This window comes from Pseudomonas sp. TH21 (genome assembly GCF_016651025.1).
GTDB lineage: Bacteria > Pseudomonadota > Gammaproteobacteria > Pseudomonadales > Pseudomonadaceae > Aquipseudomonas > Aquipseudomonas aylmerensis.
The window spans coordinates 5,828,986-5,845,134 of the sequence record NZ_JAEKEQ010000001.1 but is presented as its reverse complement, the minus strand read 5'-3'; the positions used below and the strand labels follow the sequence as shown (position 1 = coordinate 5,845,134).

The following is a 16,149-nucleotide window of genomic DNA, read 5'->3' as shown; positions in this document are numbered from 1 at the left end:
TTATGTAGGCGGGGCCCACTCTCAGGAACCAAGGCGATCCCTGTGAGGGCTGGCTTGCCGGCGAAGGGGCGGCACATCCAAAAGAGATGCCGCCTGTTTCATCGCTATCGCCGGCAAGCCAGCACCCACAGTTGAGCTTCGTGTGTCCTGAACTCAGTTGATCAACGAGCCGCGCAACGAGTGCGGTTGCGCCGCATCGATGTGCACATCGGCAAACTGGCCGATCAGCGTGGGATTATCGCAGCGGAAGTTGACGATTCGGTTGTTCTCGGTACGGCCCTGCAATTCGCCCGGGTCTTTTTTCGAGTAGTCGGTGACCAGGATGCGCTGGGTTGAGCCGACCATTTGTCGGCTGATCTCGAAACCCTGCTGGTTCAAACGATGTTGCAGGGCATTCAGGCGTTCTTTTTTCAGCTCTTCCGGGGTTTCGTCCAGCAGGTCCGCCGCCGGGGTGCCCGGGCGCTGGCTGTAGACGAACGAGTAGGAGAAGTCGAAACCGACGTCTTCGATCAGCTTCATGGTCTGCTGGAAGTCTTTTTCGGTTTCGCCAGGGAAGCCGACGATAAAGTCCGAGCTGATGCAGATACCCGGCACCGCCGCGCGCAGCTTGCGCAGTTTGGATTTGTATTCCAGCGCGGTGTGGTTGCGCTTCATCGCCGAGAGGATGCGGTCCGAGCCTGATTGCACCGGCAAATGCAGGTGTTTGACCAGTTCCGGCACTTCGGCGTGAGCCTGGATCAGGCTGTCGGAGAACTCCAGCGGGTGCGAGGTGGTGTAGCGAATACGCTCGATGCCATCGACGGCGGCGACCACCCGGATCAGCTCCGCCAGGTCGGCCAGGCGCCCGTCGTGGGTCAGGCCGCGATAGCCGTTGACGTTCTGGCCCAGCAAGGTCACTTCGCGCACGCCGTTTTCGGCGAGGTGGATGATTTCCGACATCACGTCGTCAAACGGCCGGCTGACTTCTTCACCCCGGGTGTAGGGCACCACGCAGAAGGTGCAGTACTTGCTGCAGCCTTCCATCACCGACACGTAGGCACTCGGCCCATCGATGCGCGGCTCGGGCAAGTGGTCGAACTTTTCGATTTCCGGGAACGAGACATCGACCTGCGGCAGCTTGGTGAAGCGTGCGGCATCGATCATTTCCGGCAGGCGGTGCAAGGTTTGCGGGCCGAACACCACGTCCACATAGGGCGCGCGGTCGCGGATCGCCGCACCTTCCTGGCTCGCCACGCAACCGCCGACGGCGATCACCATGTCCGGGTTGGCCAGTTTCAATTCACGCCAGCGGCCCAGCTGCGAGTACACCCGGTCCTGGGCTCGCTCGCGTATCGAGCAGGTATTGAGCAGGATCACGTCGGCATCTTCGGCGCGGGCGGTGACTTCCAGGGCCTGGTGTTCACCCAGCAGATCGACCATGCGCGAGCTGTCGTACTCGTTCATCTGGCAACCGTGGGTTTCGATATAGAGCTTCTTGGCCATGGGGATCGTCAACTGGTGGTAAAGAACCGCGCATTATAGGGGGCATGCCCATTGGTTCCTAGCGTTGTGCATCGGGTGCCATGCTATAGTTCGCGCCCTCTTTTATATCCCCGATGTGTTATTCGCCCACCATGACCAAACGTGAAGCTCCAATCTATAAGGTGATTTTCCTTAACCAGGGCCAGGTGTTCGAAATGTACGCCAAGCAGATCTATCAAAGTGATCTGTGGGGCTTCCTGGAAGTGGAAGAGTTCGTCTTTGGCGAGCGCACCCAGTTGGTCGTCGACCCGGGCGAGGAAAAACTCAAGGCGCAGTTCGAAGGCGTGGTGCGCAGTTTTGTGCCGATGCATTCGATTGTGCGCATCGATGAAGTCGAGCGCCTGGGCACGCCGAAAATCAGCGAAGCCCGGGGCGTGAGCAATGTCATGCCGTTTCCGGTGCCGATGCCTGACAAGTAAGGCTTAAGACCGCGCCGACCCCTTCGCGAGCAAGCCCGCTCCCACATTCGACCGAGTTCCACCTTTGGAATACAGTCGAGTGTGGGAGCGGGCTTGCTCGCGAAGGCGGCAGTAAAGGCGCTACAAAACTCAGGGCAGCGGCGAGAATGGCGAGCTGCCATCTGCGCTCTGCAGTTCCTGCAGGTAGTTGCGGAAAATCTGGCCCAGCACCTGGGTCGCGGTTTCCAGTTCATTGCGCTGCATGTGCTCGGCGACTTCGTCGGCAGTGTCCAGCGCGTCTTCGGCGCCGTTGACCGCCGCCATCTTCAGCACGATATACGCCTGAACGTTATTGGCCGGCACACCTTCACCTTTGAAGAACATGGTGCCGAGCTGGAATTGCGCCTGCGCGTGGCCCTGCAACGAGGCTTTCTCGAAGTAACTCAAGGCTTTGTTGAGGTCGCGGGCGGGGTTCTTGCTGTCGTGGTAGTACTCGCCCAACTCGTATTGCGCCTGCGCATCCCCACCGTCGGCCTGTTTCTGGCACGCGCTCAGGGCTTCGGCCTGGCTGTCTGGCTGGGTATTGAGGGTGCAACGACCCATCGCTGGGATTAACAACGAGTTGCCGCCTGCTTGTGCATGTGCCAGCAGCGGCTGAAGGAGCAACAGGCAGCCCAGAACCAGGGTGCGGCCGGTGCGTTTCATGGGAATCGACTTACCTCTGACGGGGCGCGCGGATCCTCGGGGGATCCAATAAGCGCGCATTATGAAATAAGCAGGCCTCTGCTTACAAAGTCTTTACTCGTTTTTCTGCTGGTTGGGCAAGTTATCTGCCGGATTGCAGGTGGTTTCTCGAAAAAACTCGGAAATCTCTGTAAACAAAGTAGCAAATCAGACACCGCTGGGGCGGCGCCTGATTTTTTCCGTCGTTTATTTCAAGGCCGCGAAGGCGCGCTCGGCGGCATCGAGGGTCAGTTTCAGCTCGGCGTCGCCATGGGCGATCGAGGTGAAGCCGGCTTCGAAGGCGCTCGGTGCCAGGTAAACGCCGCCTTCGAGCATCAGGTGGAAGAAGCGCTTGAACAGATCGGCATCGCTGCCCATCACGTCATCAAAGGTGACGATGTCATCGGCGCCGCTGAAGTACAGGCCAAACATGCCGCCCGCCTGGGTCGTCACAAACGGGATGCCGGCGGCATCGGCGCGCTGTTGCAGGCCGTCCAGCAGGCGGGTGGTGTAGTCGGTCAGCTCGGCGTGGAAGCCCGGGCGGCTGATCAGGCGCAGGGTGGTCAGGCCGGCAGCCATCGCCAGCGGGTTACCCGACAAGGTGCCTGCCTGGTACACCGGGCCCAACGGCGCGATGTGCTGCATGATTTCGCGCTTGCCGCCGAAGCAGCCGACCGGCATGCCGCCGCCGATGATCTTGCCGAAGGTGCTCAGGTCCGGCGTAACGCCGTAGTGCGCCTGTGCGCCGCCGAGTGCAACGCGAAAACCCGTCATCACCTCGTCGAAAATCAGCACCACGCCGTGCTTGTCGCACTGCTCGCGCAGGCCTTCGAGAAAGCCCGGCGCCGGTGGTACGCAGTTCATGTTGCCGGCCACCGGCTCGACGATGATGCACGCCACGTCTTGCCCGACTTCATCGAGCATCTGCTCGACGGCCGCGATGTCGTTGAACGGCAGGGTCAGGGTGTGTTTGGCGAACGCCGCAGGCACGCCGGCCGAGCTTGGCACGCCCTGGGTCAGCGCGCCCGAACCGGCTTTGACCAGCAGGCTGTCGGAGTGGCCGTGGTAGCAGCCTTCAAACTTGATGATGCTGTCGCGGCCGGTGAAACCACGGGCCAGGCGAATCGCGCTCATGGTGGCTTCGGTGCCGGAGCTGACCATCCGCACCATCTCCATCGACGGCACGATCGAGCACACCAGGTCAGCCATCTCGGTTTCCATGGCGGTCGGCGCGCCGTAGGAGAGGCCGTGTTCCAGCTGCTTGCGCACCGCGTCGAGTACGTCCGGGTGGCTGTGGCCGAGGATCATCGGGCCCCAGGAGCCGACGTAGTCGACGTAGCGCTTGTCATCTTCGTCAGTGACGTACGCGCCTTCGGCATGCTTGAAGAACAGCGGCGTGCCGCCCACGCTCTTGAACGCACGCACGGGGGAGTTCACACCGCCGGGGATGTGTTTCTGGGCATTGGCAAACAGGGTTTCGGAACGGGACATGATCGGGCTCTCTAAACTGAATATTTAAGAAGATCGTTGAAGGCGCGGGCGCGACGCGTCACTTCCTGGGTGCTGTCCGCACCGAACAGGCCGTGCACCACGGCCAGCAGGTCAGCGCCATGCGCCACCAGCGGTTCGGCGTTCTCCAGGGTGATGCCGCCGATCACGCAGATCGGCAGCTGCAGGCGCGCACGGGCCTGGGCCAGCATCGTGACGGTGGCGGCAGAAGCGCCCGGCTTGGTGTTGGACGTGAAGAAGCGGCCGAAGGCGACATAGCTGGCGCCTTCCTTGGCGGCCTGCTCGGCCAGCTCGATCTGGCTGTGGCAGGTCGCGCCGATGATCGCCTTGGAGCCCAGCAATGCGCGGGCCGGGGTCAGCGGGCCGTCGGTCTGGCCCAGGTGCACGCCGACGCCCAGGCGCGCGGCCAGCTCGGCGTCGTCGTTGATGATCAGTTGGGTCTTGTAGCGCGAGCACAGTTCGCGCAGCTTCTCGGCCTCACGCAGGCGCCGGGCTTCGTCGCTGCTTTTGTCGCGGTACTGCAGCAGGGTCACGCCACCGTCCAGCGCCGCTTCGACGTAGGCGAGGAACTTGCCAGCCAACAGTTGGCTGTCGGTAATGGCATACAGGCCACGTAGTTTCATCGGGCAGGCCCCTTCGAGCAGAAAAAGTTACGAGCAGAAATCCAGCGGCAACCGACGCGGCACGAACTGGCCCTGACCGAGTTGTTCGGCGTCACGCAGGGTGCGCCAAGTGTAGTTGAGGGCCGATTGCACCGCGCTGACCAACCCTTCGCCCTGGGCAATCCGGCCGGCCAGGGCACTGGCAAGCGTGCAGCCCGAACCGTGATAGCTGCCGGGCAAGCGCTGGCAGGTGAAGGTCTGGCGCGTGCCGTCACGGCTGTAGAGGCGGTTGTGCACTTCATGCTCGTCGCCATGCCCGCCGGTGATCAGCAGGTGCTTGATGTACGGCAGCAGTTTTTCGGCGCATTCGTCCGCCGTGCCCTCGGGCAGTTCGGCTAGGATGCGCGCTTCGGGCAGGTTCGGCGTGGCGATCAGCGACAGCGGCAACAGCCGCTCGCGCATGGCATAGCCGACTTCGTCCTTGCCCAGGCTGCCACCGCCGCCGGCGCGCAGCACCGGGTCGCAGACGACCGGCAGGTGCGGGTGCGCCTGCAGCAGTTCGACCACGGTGTCGACCATCGCGGTGGAACCGAGCATGCCCAGCTTGACCGCCGCCACTTCGGAGTCGCCGAGCACGGCATTGGCCTGGGCCAGCACCCACTCGCGGTCGAGCACGCGGAAATCGCTGACGTTGACGGTGTTCTGCACGGTCAGGGCGGTGACGGCCGGAGCCGCATGGCAGCCCTGGGCGAGCAGGGCTTCGATATCTGCCTGCAAGCCGGCGCCACCACTGGGATCATGGCCGGAGAGACAGAGGACAACGGGGCGAGAGCTGTAGATATTCATGGTGCGCGAGCTTACCACCAAACGCTTTTTGCGTGGCTGTCGGGTGAGGGTTGAATGTTGCCGTGGTTGTGACGCTTTTTTGGCGCTTTTTCACTCGAGAAAACCCGCTGAAACCCGCGTCCTAGAGCCTTTCAAAAAATTATTTCAATGGTGTCCAATGGCCTTTAGCGGCTATGCTAAAGTGGATCCAAACAACTTAATGTACCGCCGGTGTACGTCTTCTCAAAAGGAATGGGGGGCTTTTGACATAACCGGACACGCCACGCTGGGGCTCTATGCGCTATTTGCTGATTTTATTGTTGTGCGGGCTGCCAATGCTCGCCAGCGCCATCGAGTTCAACCAGGACACGCGAAGCCTGCCGCTGGGCCGAGTCATGCAAGTGCTCGAAGACCCCACCGATGCGCTGACCATCGCCGACGTCATTTCCCCTGCCTATGCCGCCCAATTCAAGCCCCATGACAAAGCCACCCTCAACGCCGGCTATTCGCGCTCGGTGTTCTGGCTCAAGGTCGACCTGCATTACCTGGCCAAGGACCCGCGCGCGCCGCGCACCTGGTTTTTGGAGTTGGCCTACCCACCGCTGAATCACCTGGACCTGTACCAGAACGACGGCACCGGCACCTACCGGCTGACCTCCCGCACGGGCAGCGCATTGCCGTTTTCCAGCCGTGAAGTACGCCAGAGCAACTACCTGTTCAAGCTCAACTTTGTGCCCGATCAACGGCAGACGGTCTACCTGCGCCTGCAAAGCGAAGGCTCGATCCAGGCGCCCTTGACGCTGTGGGCCGGCACCGCTTATCTGGAACAACAACCCCTGCGCCTGTCTGTGCTCGGGGTGATCTACGGCGTGCTGCTGGGGATGTTGGTCTACAACCTGTTCATCTACCTGAGCGTGCGCGACACCAGCTACCTCTATTACATCCTTTATATCGCCTCGTTCGGCCTCTACCAGCTGTCGGTCAATGGCGTGGCGGTGGAGTACTTCTGGCCGAACAACCCGTGGTGGGCGAACGCGGCGGTGCCGTTCCTGATCGGCTCGGCGGCGCTGTTCGGCAGCCTGTTCGCCCGCAGTTTCCTGCACACCGCGCAGCACAGCCGCTGGCTCAACCGCATCCTGCTGGGGCTGGCGGCGTGCGGCGCGGTCGTCATGGCGCTGGCGCTGCTGACCAGCTATGCGGTGGCCTTGCGCCTGGCCACTGGCCTGGCGCTGGTGTTTACCGTGACCATCTTCGTCGCTGCCATCAAGGCCTGGTATTGCGGCCAGCGCATGGCGCGGTATTTCATCATCGCCTGGTCGGCGTTCCTGCTCGGTGGGGTGATCAATACCCTGATGGTGCTGGGCTACCTGCCGAATATGTTTCTCACCATGTACGCCAGCCAGATCGGTTCGGCGATCGAAGTGGCGCTGTTGTCCCTGGCGTTGGCCGACCGCATCAATTCCATGCGCGAGCAGCAGGCGCAGATCCTGTTCGATGCCAGCCAGAAGCTTGAAGTGCTCAACCAGCAGTTGGCCCGCAGCAACCGGCTCAAGGATGAATTCCTTGCGACCCTGACCCATGAATTGCGCACGCCGATGAACGGCGTGATCGGCTCCCTCGAACTGATGCAAACCGTACCGCTGGGCGACGACCTGGCGCAGTACCAGCAAACCGCCGCCGGTTCGGCGCGGGACATGATGCGCATGGTCAACGGCATTCTGACGCTGACCGAATTGCAAGCCGGACGCCTGACTCCCCAGCCCAAGGTCTTCAGCCTGCGCGGCGCGCTCGACGGGTTGCGCCAGCAATTCAATGCCAGCGCCCAGAGCAAAGGCCTGGCGTTTTCCATCGACGTGGCGGACGAGTTGCCGGACCGCGTGATGGGCGACGCCGACAAACTCCTGCAGTGCCTGGATTGCCTGCTGGACAACGCTGTCAAGTTTACCCATGAGGGCTCGGTGCGCCTGCGAGTGGTGGGCGTGCCGCAGAGTGACGGTGGCGTGCGCTTGAGTTTTATCGTCACCGACACCGGTATCGGCTTCGCCTTCCTCGACGAGGCCACGCTGTACCAGCGTTTCTTCCAGCTCGATGGCTCGACCACCCGCGAATATGGTGGCCTGGGGATTGGCCTGGCGATTTGCCGGCAGTTGATCGAACTGCTGGGCGGGCGCCTCACCCATCACTCCGAGCCGGGCAAGGGCAGTCGCTTCCAGTTGGAGATGCAGGTCAGCCTGGTCGCCCCGGAGCCAAAGCGGACACCCGATCGGCAGCGTGGCCCTCAGGATTGCGCGGTGCTGCTGGTGGATGACAACAGCGTGGGCCAGTTGGCTGTGCGCGGCATGTTGCTCAAGCTCGGTTATCGGGTAAAAACCGTGGACAACGGGCCGTCCGCATTGGCGAGCCTGCAGGCCGAGACATTCGATGCAGTATTGTTGGATATACCTGAAGGCGGTTTCTCGTTGTGCTGTCAGATTCGTGCACTGCCTGGCTGCGCTGAGTTGCCGGTGATTGCCTTGAGTACGTCGCTGAATGTGTCCGAGCGCGAACATTGCCATGGCATCGGCGTCTCCGAGCGCCTGGCCAAGCCCGTGCGTTTCGACGCTTTGCAGGCGGTGCTGGAGCGTCGATTGTTGGGGCGAGTAGAGGGCGAAAGCGCCGGACATTCGGCGGGTATGCCACTTTTTTAAGCCCGGTGTCGGTGCTTAACTGAAATTCAGGCCTCAAATCGACGTGGCCTTTTTTCCAGGAGGCCCGTCATGAACCTGCACTCGTTCGCCGAAACCCACGACGTCACCAACCAGCCGCCATCCCTGGATGGCACCAACCTCTACCGCATCGACCTGCCCCTGCAAGAGTGGTCGCGCCGCTTCGGTGCCGGCTGGGCCGAGACGCGCATCGATGCCTACGGGGAGCTGGCCGGCGGGCCGTTGATGGCGGCCGGGTTCCTGGCGAACCAGAACAAACCGGTGTTCAACAGCCATGACCGTTATGGGCATCGCATCGACCTGGTGGAGTTTCATCCGGCCTACCACGAACTGATGCGCACCGCCGTGGAACACGGCCTGCCGTCGCTGCCGTGGGCCCATCCGCAGTCCGGCGCGCATGTCGCCCGCGCGGCCATGACCTACCTGCACAGCCAGGCCGAAGCCGGCACCGGCTGTCCGTTGACCATGACCTTTGCCTGCGTGCCGGCCCTGCGCCTGCAGCCGGATCTTGCGCAGACCTGGTTGCCGAAAGTCCTCAGCACCGAATACGACCCGCGCAACGTCGGCATCGCCCACAAGGGCGGTGCCACCATCGGCATGGCCATGACCGAGAAACAAGGCGGCACCGACGTGCGCGCCAACACCACCCGCGCCTACCCGGTAGGCGCCGGTGGCCCGGGACAGGCCTACGAGCTGGTGGGGCACAAGTGGTTCTGCTCGGCGCCGATGTGCGATGCGTTCCTGACCCTGGCGCAGACTGACAAGGGCCTGACCTGTTTCCTACTGCCTCGGCACCGCCCGGATGACACGCGCAACGAGTTCTATATCCAGCGCCTGAAAAACAAACTCGGGAATTGCTCCAACGCCTCCAGCGAAGTCGAGTTTCGCGGCGCCCTGGCCTGGATGATCGGCGAAGAGGGCCGTGGCGTACCGACCATCATCGAGATGGTCGCCATGACCCGCTTCGACTGCATGGTCGGCTCCAGTGCCCTGATGCGCCAGGCGTTGACCCAGGCCAGCCATCATTGTGCCCATCGTTCCGTGGGCGGGCGTGTGCTCAGCGAGCAACCGCTGATGCAAAACGTGCTGGCCGACCTGGCCTTGGAAAGCGAAGCCTCGCTGGCCTTGAGCATGCGCATGGGCCGGGCGCTGGATCATCTGGATAATGAGCAGGAAGCCAAGTTCGCCCGGCTGGTGACGGCGGTGGGCAAGTATTGGATCTGCAAGCGTGCGCCGGCGATGATCAACGAAGCCGCCGAGTGCATGGGCGGTGCCGGCTATGTGGAGGACAGCATCCTGCCGCGCCTGTACCGTGAGGCACCGGTGAATTCCACGTGGGAAGGTTCCGGCAACGTGCAATGCCTGGACGTGCTGCGCGCCCTGTCCAAAGAGCCGGGCGTGCTCGAGGCGCTGTTCGTCGAATTGGGCGACGGGCACGGCGACAGGCAACTGGCGCGGCATATCGAGCAACTGAAGTCGGCGTTCATGGACACCCAGGACATCCAGTACCGCGCGCGGCAACTGACCGAGGACATTGCCGTGGCGCTGCAGGCCAAGCTGCTGCTGGAGGCCGGGAATGCGGCGGTCAGCGATGGGTTCATTGCCAGCCGTCTGGGTGAGTCGTCCGGCCGCGTGTATGGCACCTTGCCGCGGGGTGTCGATGTGGAGGCCATCGTCGCGCGCTCAACCCCGCAAACCTGATCACCGTCCCGTGTAGGCGCCGGCTCGCCGGCGATAGCGGCCTTGAGACATGTATTGAATTCAAAGGCCTTATCGCCGGCAAGCCGGCTCTTGCAAGGTAATGTGTTTCCAAATCGGTGTTTCGGTGTGGCCGGGATACAGGCAAGATAAAGGCCTGCACGTCAGAACACAGGATGCTTACCGTGACCGAAGCTTTTGTTGTCGTTCAAACCGCTGAAGAAGCCGTGGATCGGCTGGCGGCTCTGCATGAGCGTGCTACCGGCGCCCTCAACCAAGCCCTCAAGCAATACCTCAAAGACCGCGTCGAACCCGACGCCGAACAACGCGCGCTGTTTCGCTATCCGGAACTGCGCTTGACCTACCACTGCCACGGCGAAGTCCCACAGACCACCCGGGCGTATGCCAAAGTCCAGTTGCCGGGTACCTACAGCGTTACCGTCACCCATCCGGCGGCGTTCCGTAAGTACCTGCTGGAACAACTGGTGCCGCTGATGCATGACTTTACCGTGACGGTGGAAGTCGGCGTCAGCCAACAGAACATCCCGTACCCGTATGTGGTGGAGCAGGGCGACGAACTGGCCGGCTCCGGCGTAACGGCCGCGACCCTCGCCCGAGTGTTCCCCAGCACCGACCTGTCGGCCGCCACCGATGGCATCGCCGATGGCCTGTACGACTGGGAAAACACCGACCCGCTGCCCCTGGCGTTGTTCGACGCGGCGCGCGTGGACTTTTCCCTGCGCCGCCTGGTGCACTACACCGGCAGTGACTGGCGCCATGTGCAGCCGTGGATCCTGCTGACCAACTACCATCGCTATGTCGACCAGTTCATCTTGCATGGCCTGGAACAACTGCGCAGCGACCCGCGTTTCATCCGCATGGTGCTGCCAGGCAACGTGGTGATCGACAAGAGCATGGACCACGGTGAAGCATCGGCGATTGCCGCCGGCGTGGTGTGGCATCGCTACCAGATGCCGGCCTATCACCTGCAGGCCACTGATGGCCACGGCGTGACCCTGGTGAATATCGGCGTCGGCCCGTCCAACGCCAAGAACATCACCGACCACCTGGCCGTGCTGCGCCCGCATTGCTGGCTGATGATCGGTCACTGCGGCGGCCTGCGCCAATCGCAGACCATCGGTGACTATGTATTGGCCCACGCCTATATGCGCCGCGATGGGATTCTCGACCGCGTGGTACCGCCGAATATCCCGATCCCGGCCCTGGCCGAAGTGCAGCTGGCCTTGCAGCAAGCGGCGGCCAATGTCACCGGCGAAAAAGGCGAAGAGCTGAAAAAACGCCTGCGCACCGGCACCGTGCTGACCTACGACGACCGCAACTGGGAACTGCGTTGGGCCCAGGAGCGCCCGTTGATCAACCTGTCCCGCGCAGTGGCCGTGGACATGGAAAGCGGCACCATCGCCGCCCAGGGTTATCGCTTGCGCGTACCGTACGGCACCTTGTTGTGTGTGTCGGACAAACCGCTGCACAGCGAAATCAAGCTGCCAGGTTCGGCCAACGCGTTCTATGAACGTGCGGTCAGCCAGCACTTGAAGATCGGCATCGAGGCGGTCGACCTGTTGCGCACCGAACTCAACTCGCTGCACTCGCGCAAACTGCGCAGCTTCGACGAGCCGCCGTTCCGCTAAGCGGTTGGGATGGTCATTTGGCGGTCAGGCCACTAGCATTGTCGGTCCTGACCGTTAGATGTTCCTTTTGCCATGTCCCGTCCTGCCCGTCCCGATTCGCGCCGCCCCGGCGTGAAACCCCCGTATGCCGCTGCGCGTCGAGTCGCCAAGGCGCCACCGGCGGAGCCGAAGTTGATCCTGTTCAACAAGCCTTTTGATGTGCTGACCCAGTTCAGCGACGAAGGCGGGCGGGCGACCCTCAAGGATTTTATCGATATCCCCGGCATCTACCCGGCCGGCCGCCTGGACCGTGACAGCGAAGGCCTGTTGCTGCTGACCAACGATGGCCAGTTGCAGGCACGCATCGCCGACCCCAAGCACAAGCTGGCGAAGACCTACTGGGTGCAAGTCGAAGGCGAGCCGACCGAGGAGCACCTGCAACGCCTGCGCAATGGCGTGGAACTCAACGATGGCATGACCCTGCCCGCCGAAGCCCGGCGGCTGGATGAGCCTGAGTTATGGCCGCGCAACCCGCCGGTACGCTTTCGCAAAAACATACCGACTTACTGGCTGGAACTGGTGATTCGAGAAGGGCGTAACCGTCAGGTTCGGCGCATGACCGCCGCAGTCGGGTTGCCGACCTTGCGCCTGGTGCGCGTGCGAATTGGCGATTGGTCGATCGATGGCCTGGATCAAGGCCAGTGGAAGGAAGTGCCGGCGCGCTTATAAGGCGCCGGACTCGATCAGGCCGATCACCACGCTCTTGATGATGAATGCAGCCACGCCCAGGCCGAGCACGAAGAACAGGATGAACGAGCCAAAGCGCCCGGCCTTGGACTTCTTTGCCAGGTCCCAGACGATAAAGCCCATGAAAATGATCAGGATGGTGACCAGGCCAGTCATCATCCATTCTTCAAACAGGGCGGGATCGATGTTGTTCATGGGCTCTTCCGACGGGGCAGGCGGCAAGTATAAGGCAGCGTCTTCAACACAACATTGATTTGGATCGAGGTACGGTCCAAATGTGGGAGCCGGTTTGCTCGCGAAGGCGCAGTGTCAGTCAGCGCGTGTATTGACTGAATCAGCGCTTTCGCGAGCAAGCCCGCTCCCACAGGGGATTTTCAGTGTTGTTGAAATCAGGTCCGTAAATGAGTCAGCGGCAATTCGGTGCTGTTGAGCACCTGGTTCAGCACGAAGCTGGAGCGCACGCTGGTCACGCCTTCGATGCGGGTCAGGTGACCCAGCAGTAGCTTCTGGTAGTGATCCATGTCCGGCACCACCACTTTCAGTTGATAGTCGGCGTCCATCCCGGTCACCAGGCTGCATTCCAGCACTTGGGGCAGGGTGCGGATGGCCGCTTCGAAATTCTCGAAACGCTCCGGGGTGTGGCGATCCATGCCGATCAGCACATAGGCGGTCAGGCTCAGGCCGAGCATCTTGCGGTCGAGCAGGGCGACCTGGCGTGCGATGTAGCCGTCGTCCTCCAATTGCTTGACCCGGCGTGAGCAGGGCGAAGGCGACAGGCCGATACGCTCGGCCAACTCCTGGTTGGAGATCCTCGCGTCGCGCTGCAATTCCGCCAAAATACTCAGGTCGTATCGGTCAAGCTTGCTCATTGGGTTGGCCTTTGTCGTAACTATTGCGGTGAATTATCCATGAAGGGTTAAAAATTGCGCAAGCACTGTTTATTGACGCAATCTTCGCAATCATCTGTCGGACGTTGGCGCGTATCGTTATCAACAGAATCACCGCCTGGACAACAGTCCACAGCAGCTCGCCCAATCAGGCCCGCTGCGGCCGCCACCCCAGCAGGGTTGAGTTGGCCTCCAGGCTGCACACTGTCCACAAGACGGCGTGAGGTGAGCCAACGTCAAAAGCGTTGAGCCAGGACGAAGTTCTCAAGGGGTGGCCGACGGGTCACCCCTTTTCTTTTGCCTTGAGAAAATTGTTCTCGTGACTGATAACCTGTCTCAGAACCGGGCGCGGCTTTTCCAGTCTTATCTATGAGGCCGGACGTTCTAGGCCCTTATCCGCAGTGAGGAATAGCATGAAGCGCATCTGGCGTATGGCAGGTGTAGGTTTGCTGATGGTGACCATCGGCACGCAAGTGATGGCAGACGACCCGCGCCCTGAAGGCGGCGGTCAGCATGAACGAGGGCCGGAAGGCGGTCGGCAAGGTAACGAACAGCCGCGACCGCAGAACAACCAGCCTCGCCCGCAGAACAATCAACCACGGCCGGAAAACACTCAGCCGCGTCCGCAGAACCAGCACTTCGAGAACAACCAGCCGCGTCCCCAGAATCCGCATTTTGATCGCGCCGAGCAGCAACCGCACGGTGGCGGGCAATGGCAGGGTCGCCCGCAAGGGGCTGAACAGCCTCGGCCGGCGCCGCAGCCGGCGAATAACCTGCCGATCCAGGGGCGTCCGGATACCGTGCGCCAGACCCAGGAACCGCGCCAGGGCAACTACCAAGACATCCCACGTCGCAATGATGGCAACCAGCATTGGCAGGCCGGCAATGGTCCGGGCCCACGTCCGGGTGGTGGCTTCAACAACGGTCACCCGAATGACAACCGCTGGCCGGGTCGCCCCGACGGGCATGGCAATGGTTGGGGCCCGGGCCCGCAATATCGTCCCGGATATACCGTCGACCGTTTTCCCGACCGCAATTACCGCGTGCCGTACCGTGGCCAGGATTACTTCTTCTCCGGCGGCTACTGGTATCGCCCGCAAGGCCCGCGCTACGTGGTGGTAACGCCGCCGTATGGGATCCGCGTGCGCTACCTGCCGGACTACGCGCGCGAAGTGTGGGTGGGCAGCGCGTTGTTTTTCCTCGCGGCCGGTGCCTACTACACCTACGAAAGCACGTCCCAGGAATACGTGGTGGTGCAACCGCCGACCGCAGTGCCTGGGCCGCAGCCGGCGCCGCAAGGCAACGGGTATGACGTGGTGGCCTACCCCGCGAATGGCCAGTCACCGGCCCAGGTGCAGCAGGACGGTTATGACTGTTATCGCTGGGCGGTGCAGCAAAGCGGCTTCGACCCGCAGGCCGTCACCTACGCGCCCGACCCGGCGGTGGTGCAAACCTACCGCCAGGCACAGGGCAACTGCCTGAGCAGTCGCGGGTATCAAGTGCAGTATTGAGCAGCGGTAAGCTGCAAGCTATAAGCCGCAAGCTTCACGCTTGAGGCTTGAGGCTTGAGGCTTACAGCTTATAGCTGGCTTCTTGGGGTTGATCTGCGGGGTCCGCGTGTACCAGTACTTCGGCACGGGGGTAGGCTTGGTGAATGGCATCGGCGGCCTGGTCGCTGATGCCGTGGGCGACTGACAGGGTCAAATCCCCCGGCAGTTCCAGGTGCAGTTGCACGAACCAGTGGCTGCCGGAAATCCGCGTGCGCAAATCATGCGCACCCAGCACGCCGGGCACGCCGCGCGCCAGTTCCAACATATGCTGGCTGACCTCCGGCGGCAGCTCCTCGTCCATCAATACCGCGAAGCTTTCCCGTGCGATCTGGATCGCACTCCACAAGATGTAGGCGGCAATGCCCAGGCCGAACCAGGCGTCGACCTGATGAAAACCCAGGCCCGCCAGCACCAGTGCCACCAGGATGCTGCCGTTGAGCATCAGGTCCGAACGGTAATGCAGAGAATCCGCGCGTACCGCGTTGGAGCCGGTTTCGCGCACCACCCGGTGTTGCAGCATCAGCAAGGCCACGGTCAGCACCAGGGAAAACACAATCACACCAATGCTCAGCCACGGCGCGCCCACTGGCTCCGGGTGTTGCAGGCGTTCGTAGGCCTGGAACGCGATCAGCACCGCACTGCCGCCGATAAACAGCGCCTGGGCCATGCCTGACAGCGATTCCGCCTTGCCATGACCATAGCGATGATCGTCATCGGCCGGGCGCAGGGCGTAGTGCACGGCCAGCAGGTTCAGCAGCGAGGTCACGCCGTCGAGCAGTGAGTCGGTCAACCCGGCGAGCATGCTCACCGAGCCACTGAGCCACCAGGCGATGGCCTTGGTGATAATCAGCGCACAGGCCACGCCGACCGAGGCGCGGGTGGCCAGGCGCAGGAGCCGCGCGTGTTCGGGGCTGGTGGTCATGGGCAGTCCTTAGGCAGCGGGTTGCAGGCCCAGGGATGCAAGCTGTTGCACGCTGCCCTTGAACTGGATCATGCGCGGGTCATCCAGCGGCAGGCTGCGGCCGGTTTCCTTCTGGATGATGCTTTGCAGCTTGGCGTTGTCGACCTTGCCGTCGGCACCGATAGCCTCGTGGAGTTTTTCCGGGGCGACCTGGGCAGTCTTGCCCGGTTCGAAGTAGATCGCGCCGGTGGCGAAGTCCACGCCGAACGCGATCAGGCCAGGGATCACATAGAACAGCAGGCCCACGGCGTCGAGCACGGCAATCGCCGGGTCGATCTTGCCGTCGATCTGGCCGCGGCGGTCGGGGTAGAAAATCGAGCCGCAGGCCGTCAACTGGCTCAGCAGGGTGACGGCGAGGACACCGCCAATGACACGGGAAGCGATACGCATGAAGA

General features: G+C 62.4%; 15 protein-coding genes. 6 read left to right on the top strand and 9 right to left on the bottom strand.

Annotated elements, in window-relative coordinates; genetic code table 11:
- Positions 1-153 precede the first annotated feature (153 nt).
- Positions 154-1,482 (bottom strand): tRNA (N6-isopentenyl adenosine(37)-C2)-methylthiotransferase MiaB, encoded by a 1,329-nt coding sequence (gene miaB, locus JFU04_RS25855; protein ID WP_065910099.1) that lies wholly within the window; start codon positions 1,480-1,482, stop codon positions 154-156.
- 131 nt (positions 1,483-1,613) lie between these two features.
- Here miaB and JFU04_RS25850 point away from each other — a divergent pair, with 131 nt between their 5' ends.
- Entirely contained in the window at positions 1,614-1,940 is a 327-nt protein-coding gene (locus tag JFU04_RS25850; protein ID WP_201145954.1) for a DUF1820 family protein, read from the top strand.
- A 129-nt stretch (positions 1,941-2,069) separates the two neighbouring features.
- Here JFU04_RS25850 and JFU04_RS25845 read toward each other — a convergent pair whose 3' ends face one another.
- The 4 genes from JFU04_RS25845 to JFU04_RS25830 form a co-directional block, all read right to left on the bottom strand.
- Positions 2,070-2,624 (bottom strand): tetratricopeptide repeat protein, encoded by a 555-nt coding sequence (locus JFU04_RS25845; protein WP_106802542.1) that lies wholly within the window; start codon positions 2,622-2,624, stop codon positions 2,070-2,072.
- Positions 2,625-2,849: 225 nt separating this feature from the next.
- Complete coding sequence (gene hemL / locus JFU04_RS25840) at positions 2,850-4,133, bottom strand: glutamate-1-semialdehyde 2,1-aminomutase (protein ID WP_065910103.1); 1,284 nt, start codon at positions 4,131-4,133, stop codon at positions 2,850-2,852.
- Between the two features lie 11 nt (positions 4,134-4,144).
- Positions 4,145-4,774 carry a thiamine phosphate synthase gene (gene thiE, locus JFU04_RS25835; RefSeq protein WP_120450075.1) on the bottom strand — a complete coding sequence of 210 codons (630 nt, stop codon included), beginning with the start codon at positions 4,772-4,774 and terminating at the stop codon, positions 4,145-4,147.
- 27 nt (positions 4,775-4,801) lie between these two features.
- Complete coding sequence (locus tag JFU04_RS25830) at positions 4,802-5,599, bottom strand: hydroxymethylpyrimidine/phosphomethylpyrimidine kinase (protein WP_049711392.1); 798 nt, start codon at positions 5,597-5,599, stop codon at positions 4,802-4,804.
- A 275-nt stretch (positions 5,600-5,874) separates the two neighbouring features.
- Here JFU04_RS25830 and JFU04_RS25825 point away from each other — a divergent pair, with 275 nt between their 5' ends.
- From JFU04_RS25825 to JFU04_RS25810, 4 genes are all read left to right on the top strand, one after another.
- Entirely contained in the window at positions 5,875-8,265 is a 2,391-nt protein-coding gene (locus tag JFU04_RS25825; RefSeq protein ID WP_201145953.1) for a hybrid sensor histidine kinase/response regulator, read from the top strand.
- 69 nt (positions 8,266-8,334) lie between these two features.
- Positions 8,335-9,984, top strand: a complete 1,650-nt coding sequence (locus JFU04_RS25820; RefSeq protein ID WP_201145952.1) for an acyl-CoA dehydrogenase family protein — start codon at positions 8,335-8,337, stop codon at positions 9,982-9,984.
- A 173-nt stretch (positions 9,985-10,157) separates the two neighbouring features.
- Positions 10,158-11,630, top strand: coding sequence for an AMP nucleosidase (amn, locus tag JFU04_RS25815; protein ID WP_161630243.1), 1,473 nt, complete (start codon positions 10,158-10,160; stop codon positions 11,628-11,630).
- A 72-nt stretch (positions 11,631-11,702) separates the two neighbouring features.
- Positions 11,703-12,338 carry a pseudouridine synthase gene (locus JFU04_RS25810; protein WP_242485932.1) on the top strand — a complete coding sequence of 212 codons (636 nt, stop codon included), beginning with the start codon at positions 11,703-11,705 and terminating at the stop codon, positions 12,336-12,338.
- Here the strand turns inward: JFU04_RS25810 and JFU04_RS25805 are convergent.
- Both JFU04_RS25805 and JFU04_RS25800 read right to left on the bottom strand, forming a co-directional pair.
- Positions 12,333-12,542 (bottom strand): DUF2788 domain-containing protein, encoded by a 210-nt coding sequence (locus JFU04_RS25805; RefSeq protein ID WP_025999909.1) that lies wholly within the window; start codon positions 12,540-12,542, stop codon positions 12,333-12,335. The two genes, JFU04_RS25810 and JFU04_RS25805, sit on opposite strands and share 6 nt — an antisense overlap.
- A 203-nt stretch (positions 12,543-12,745) precedes the next feature.
- Positions 12,746-13,225: an Lrp/AsnC family transcriptional regulator gene (locus JFU04_RS25800; RefSeq protein WP_003194418.1), complete on the bottom strand. Its 480-nt coding sequence runs from the start codon at positions 13,223-13,225 to the stop codon at positions 12,746-12,748.
- A 431-nt stretch (positions 13,226-13,656) separates the two neighbouring features.
- Here JFU04_RS25800 and JFU04_RS25795 point away from each other — a divergent pair, with 431 nt between their 5' ends.
- A complete protein-coding gene (locus JFU04_RS25795; protein ID WP_201145951.1) occupies positions 13,657-14,754 on the top strand; it encodes a DUF6515 family protein in 1,098 nt (365 codons plus the stop codon).
- A gap of 61 nt (positions 14,755-14,815) precedes the next feature.
- Here JFU04_RS25795 and JFU04_RS25790 read toward each other — a convergent pair whose 3' ends face one another.
- Positions 14,816-15,715 (bottom strand): cation diffusion facilitator family transporter, encoded by a 900-nt coding sequence (locus JFU04_RS25790; protein ID WP_201145950.1) that lies wholly within the window; start codon positions 15,713-15,715, stop codon positions 14,816-14,818.
- A gap of 9 nt (positions 15,716-15,724) precedes the next feature.
- Complete coding sequence (locus JFU04_RS25785) at positions 15,725-16,144, bottom strand: polyribonucleotide nucleotidyltransferase (RefSeq protein ID WP_106802549.1); 420 nt, start codon at positions 16,142-16,144, stop codon at positions 15,725-15,727.
- Positions 16,145-16,149 lie beyond the last annotated feature (5 nt).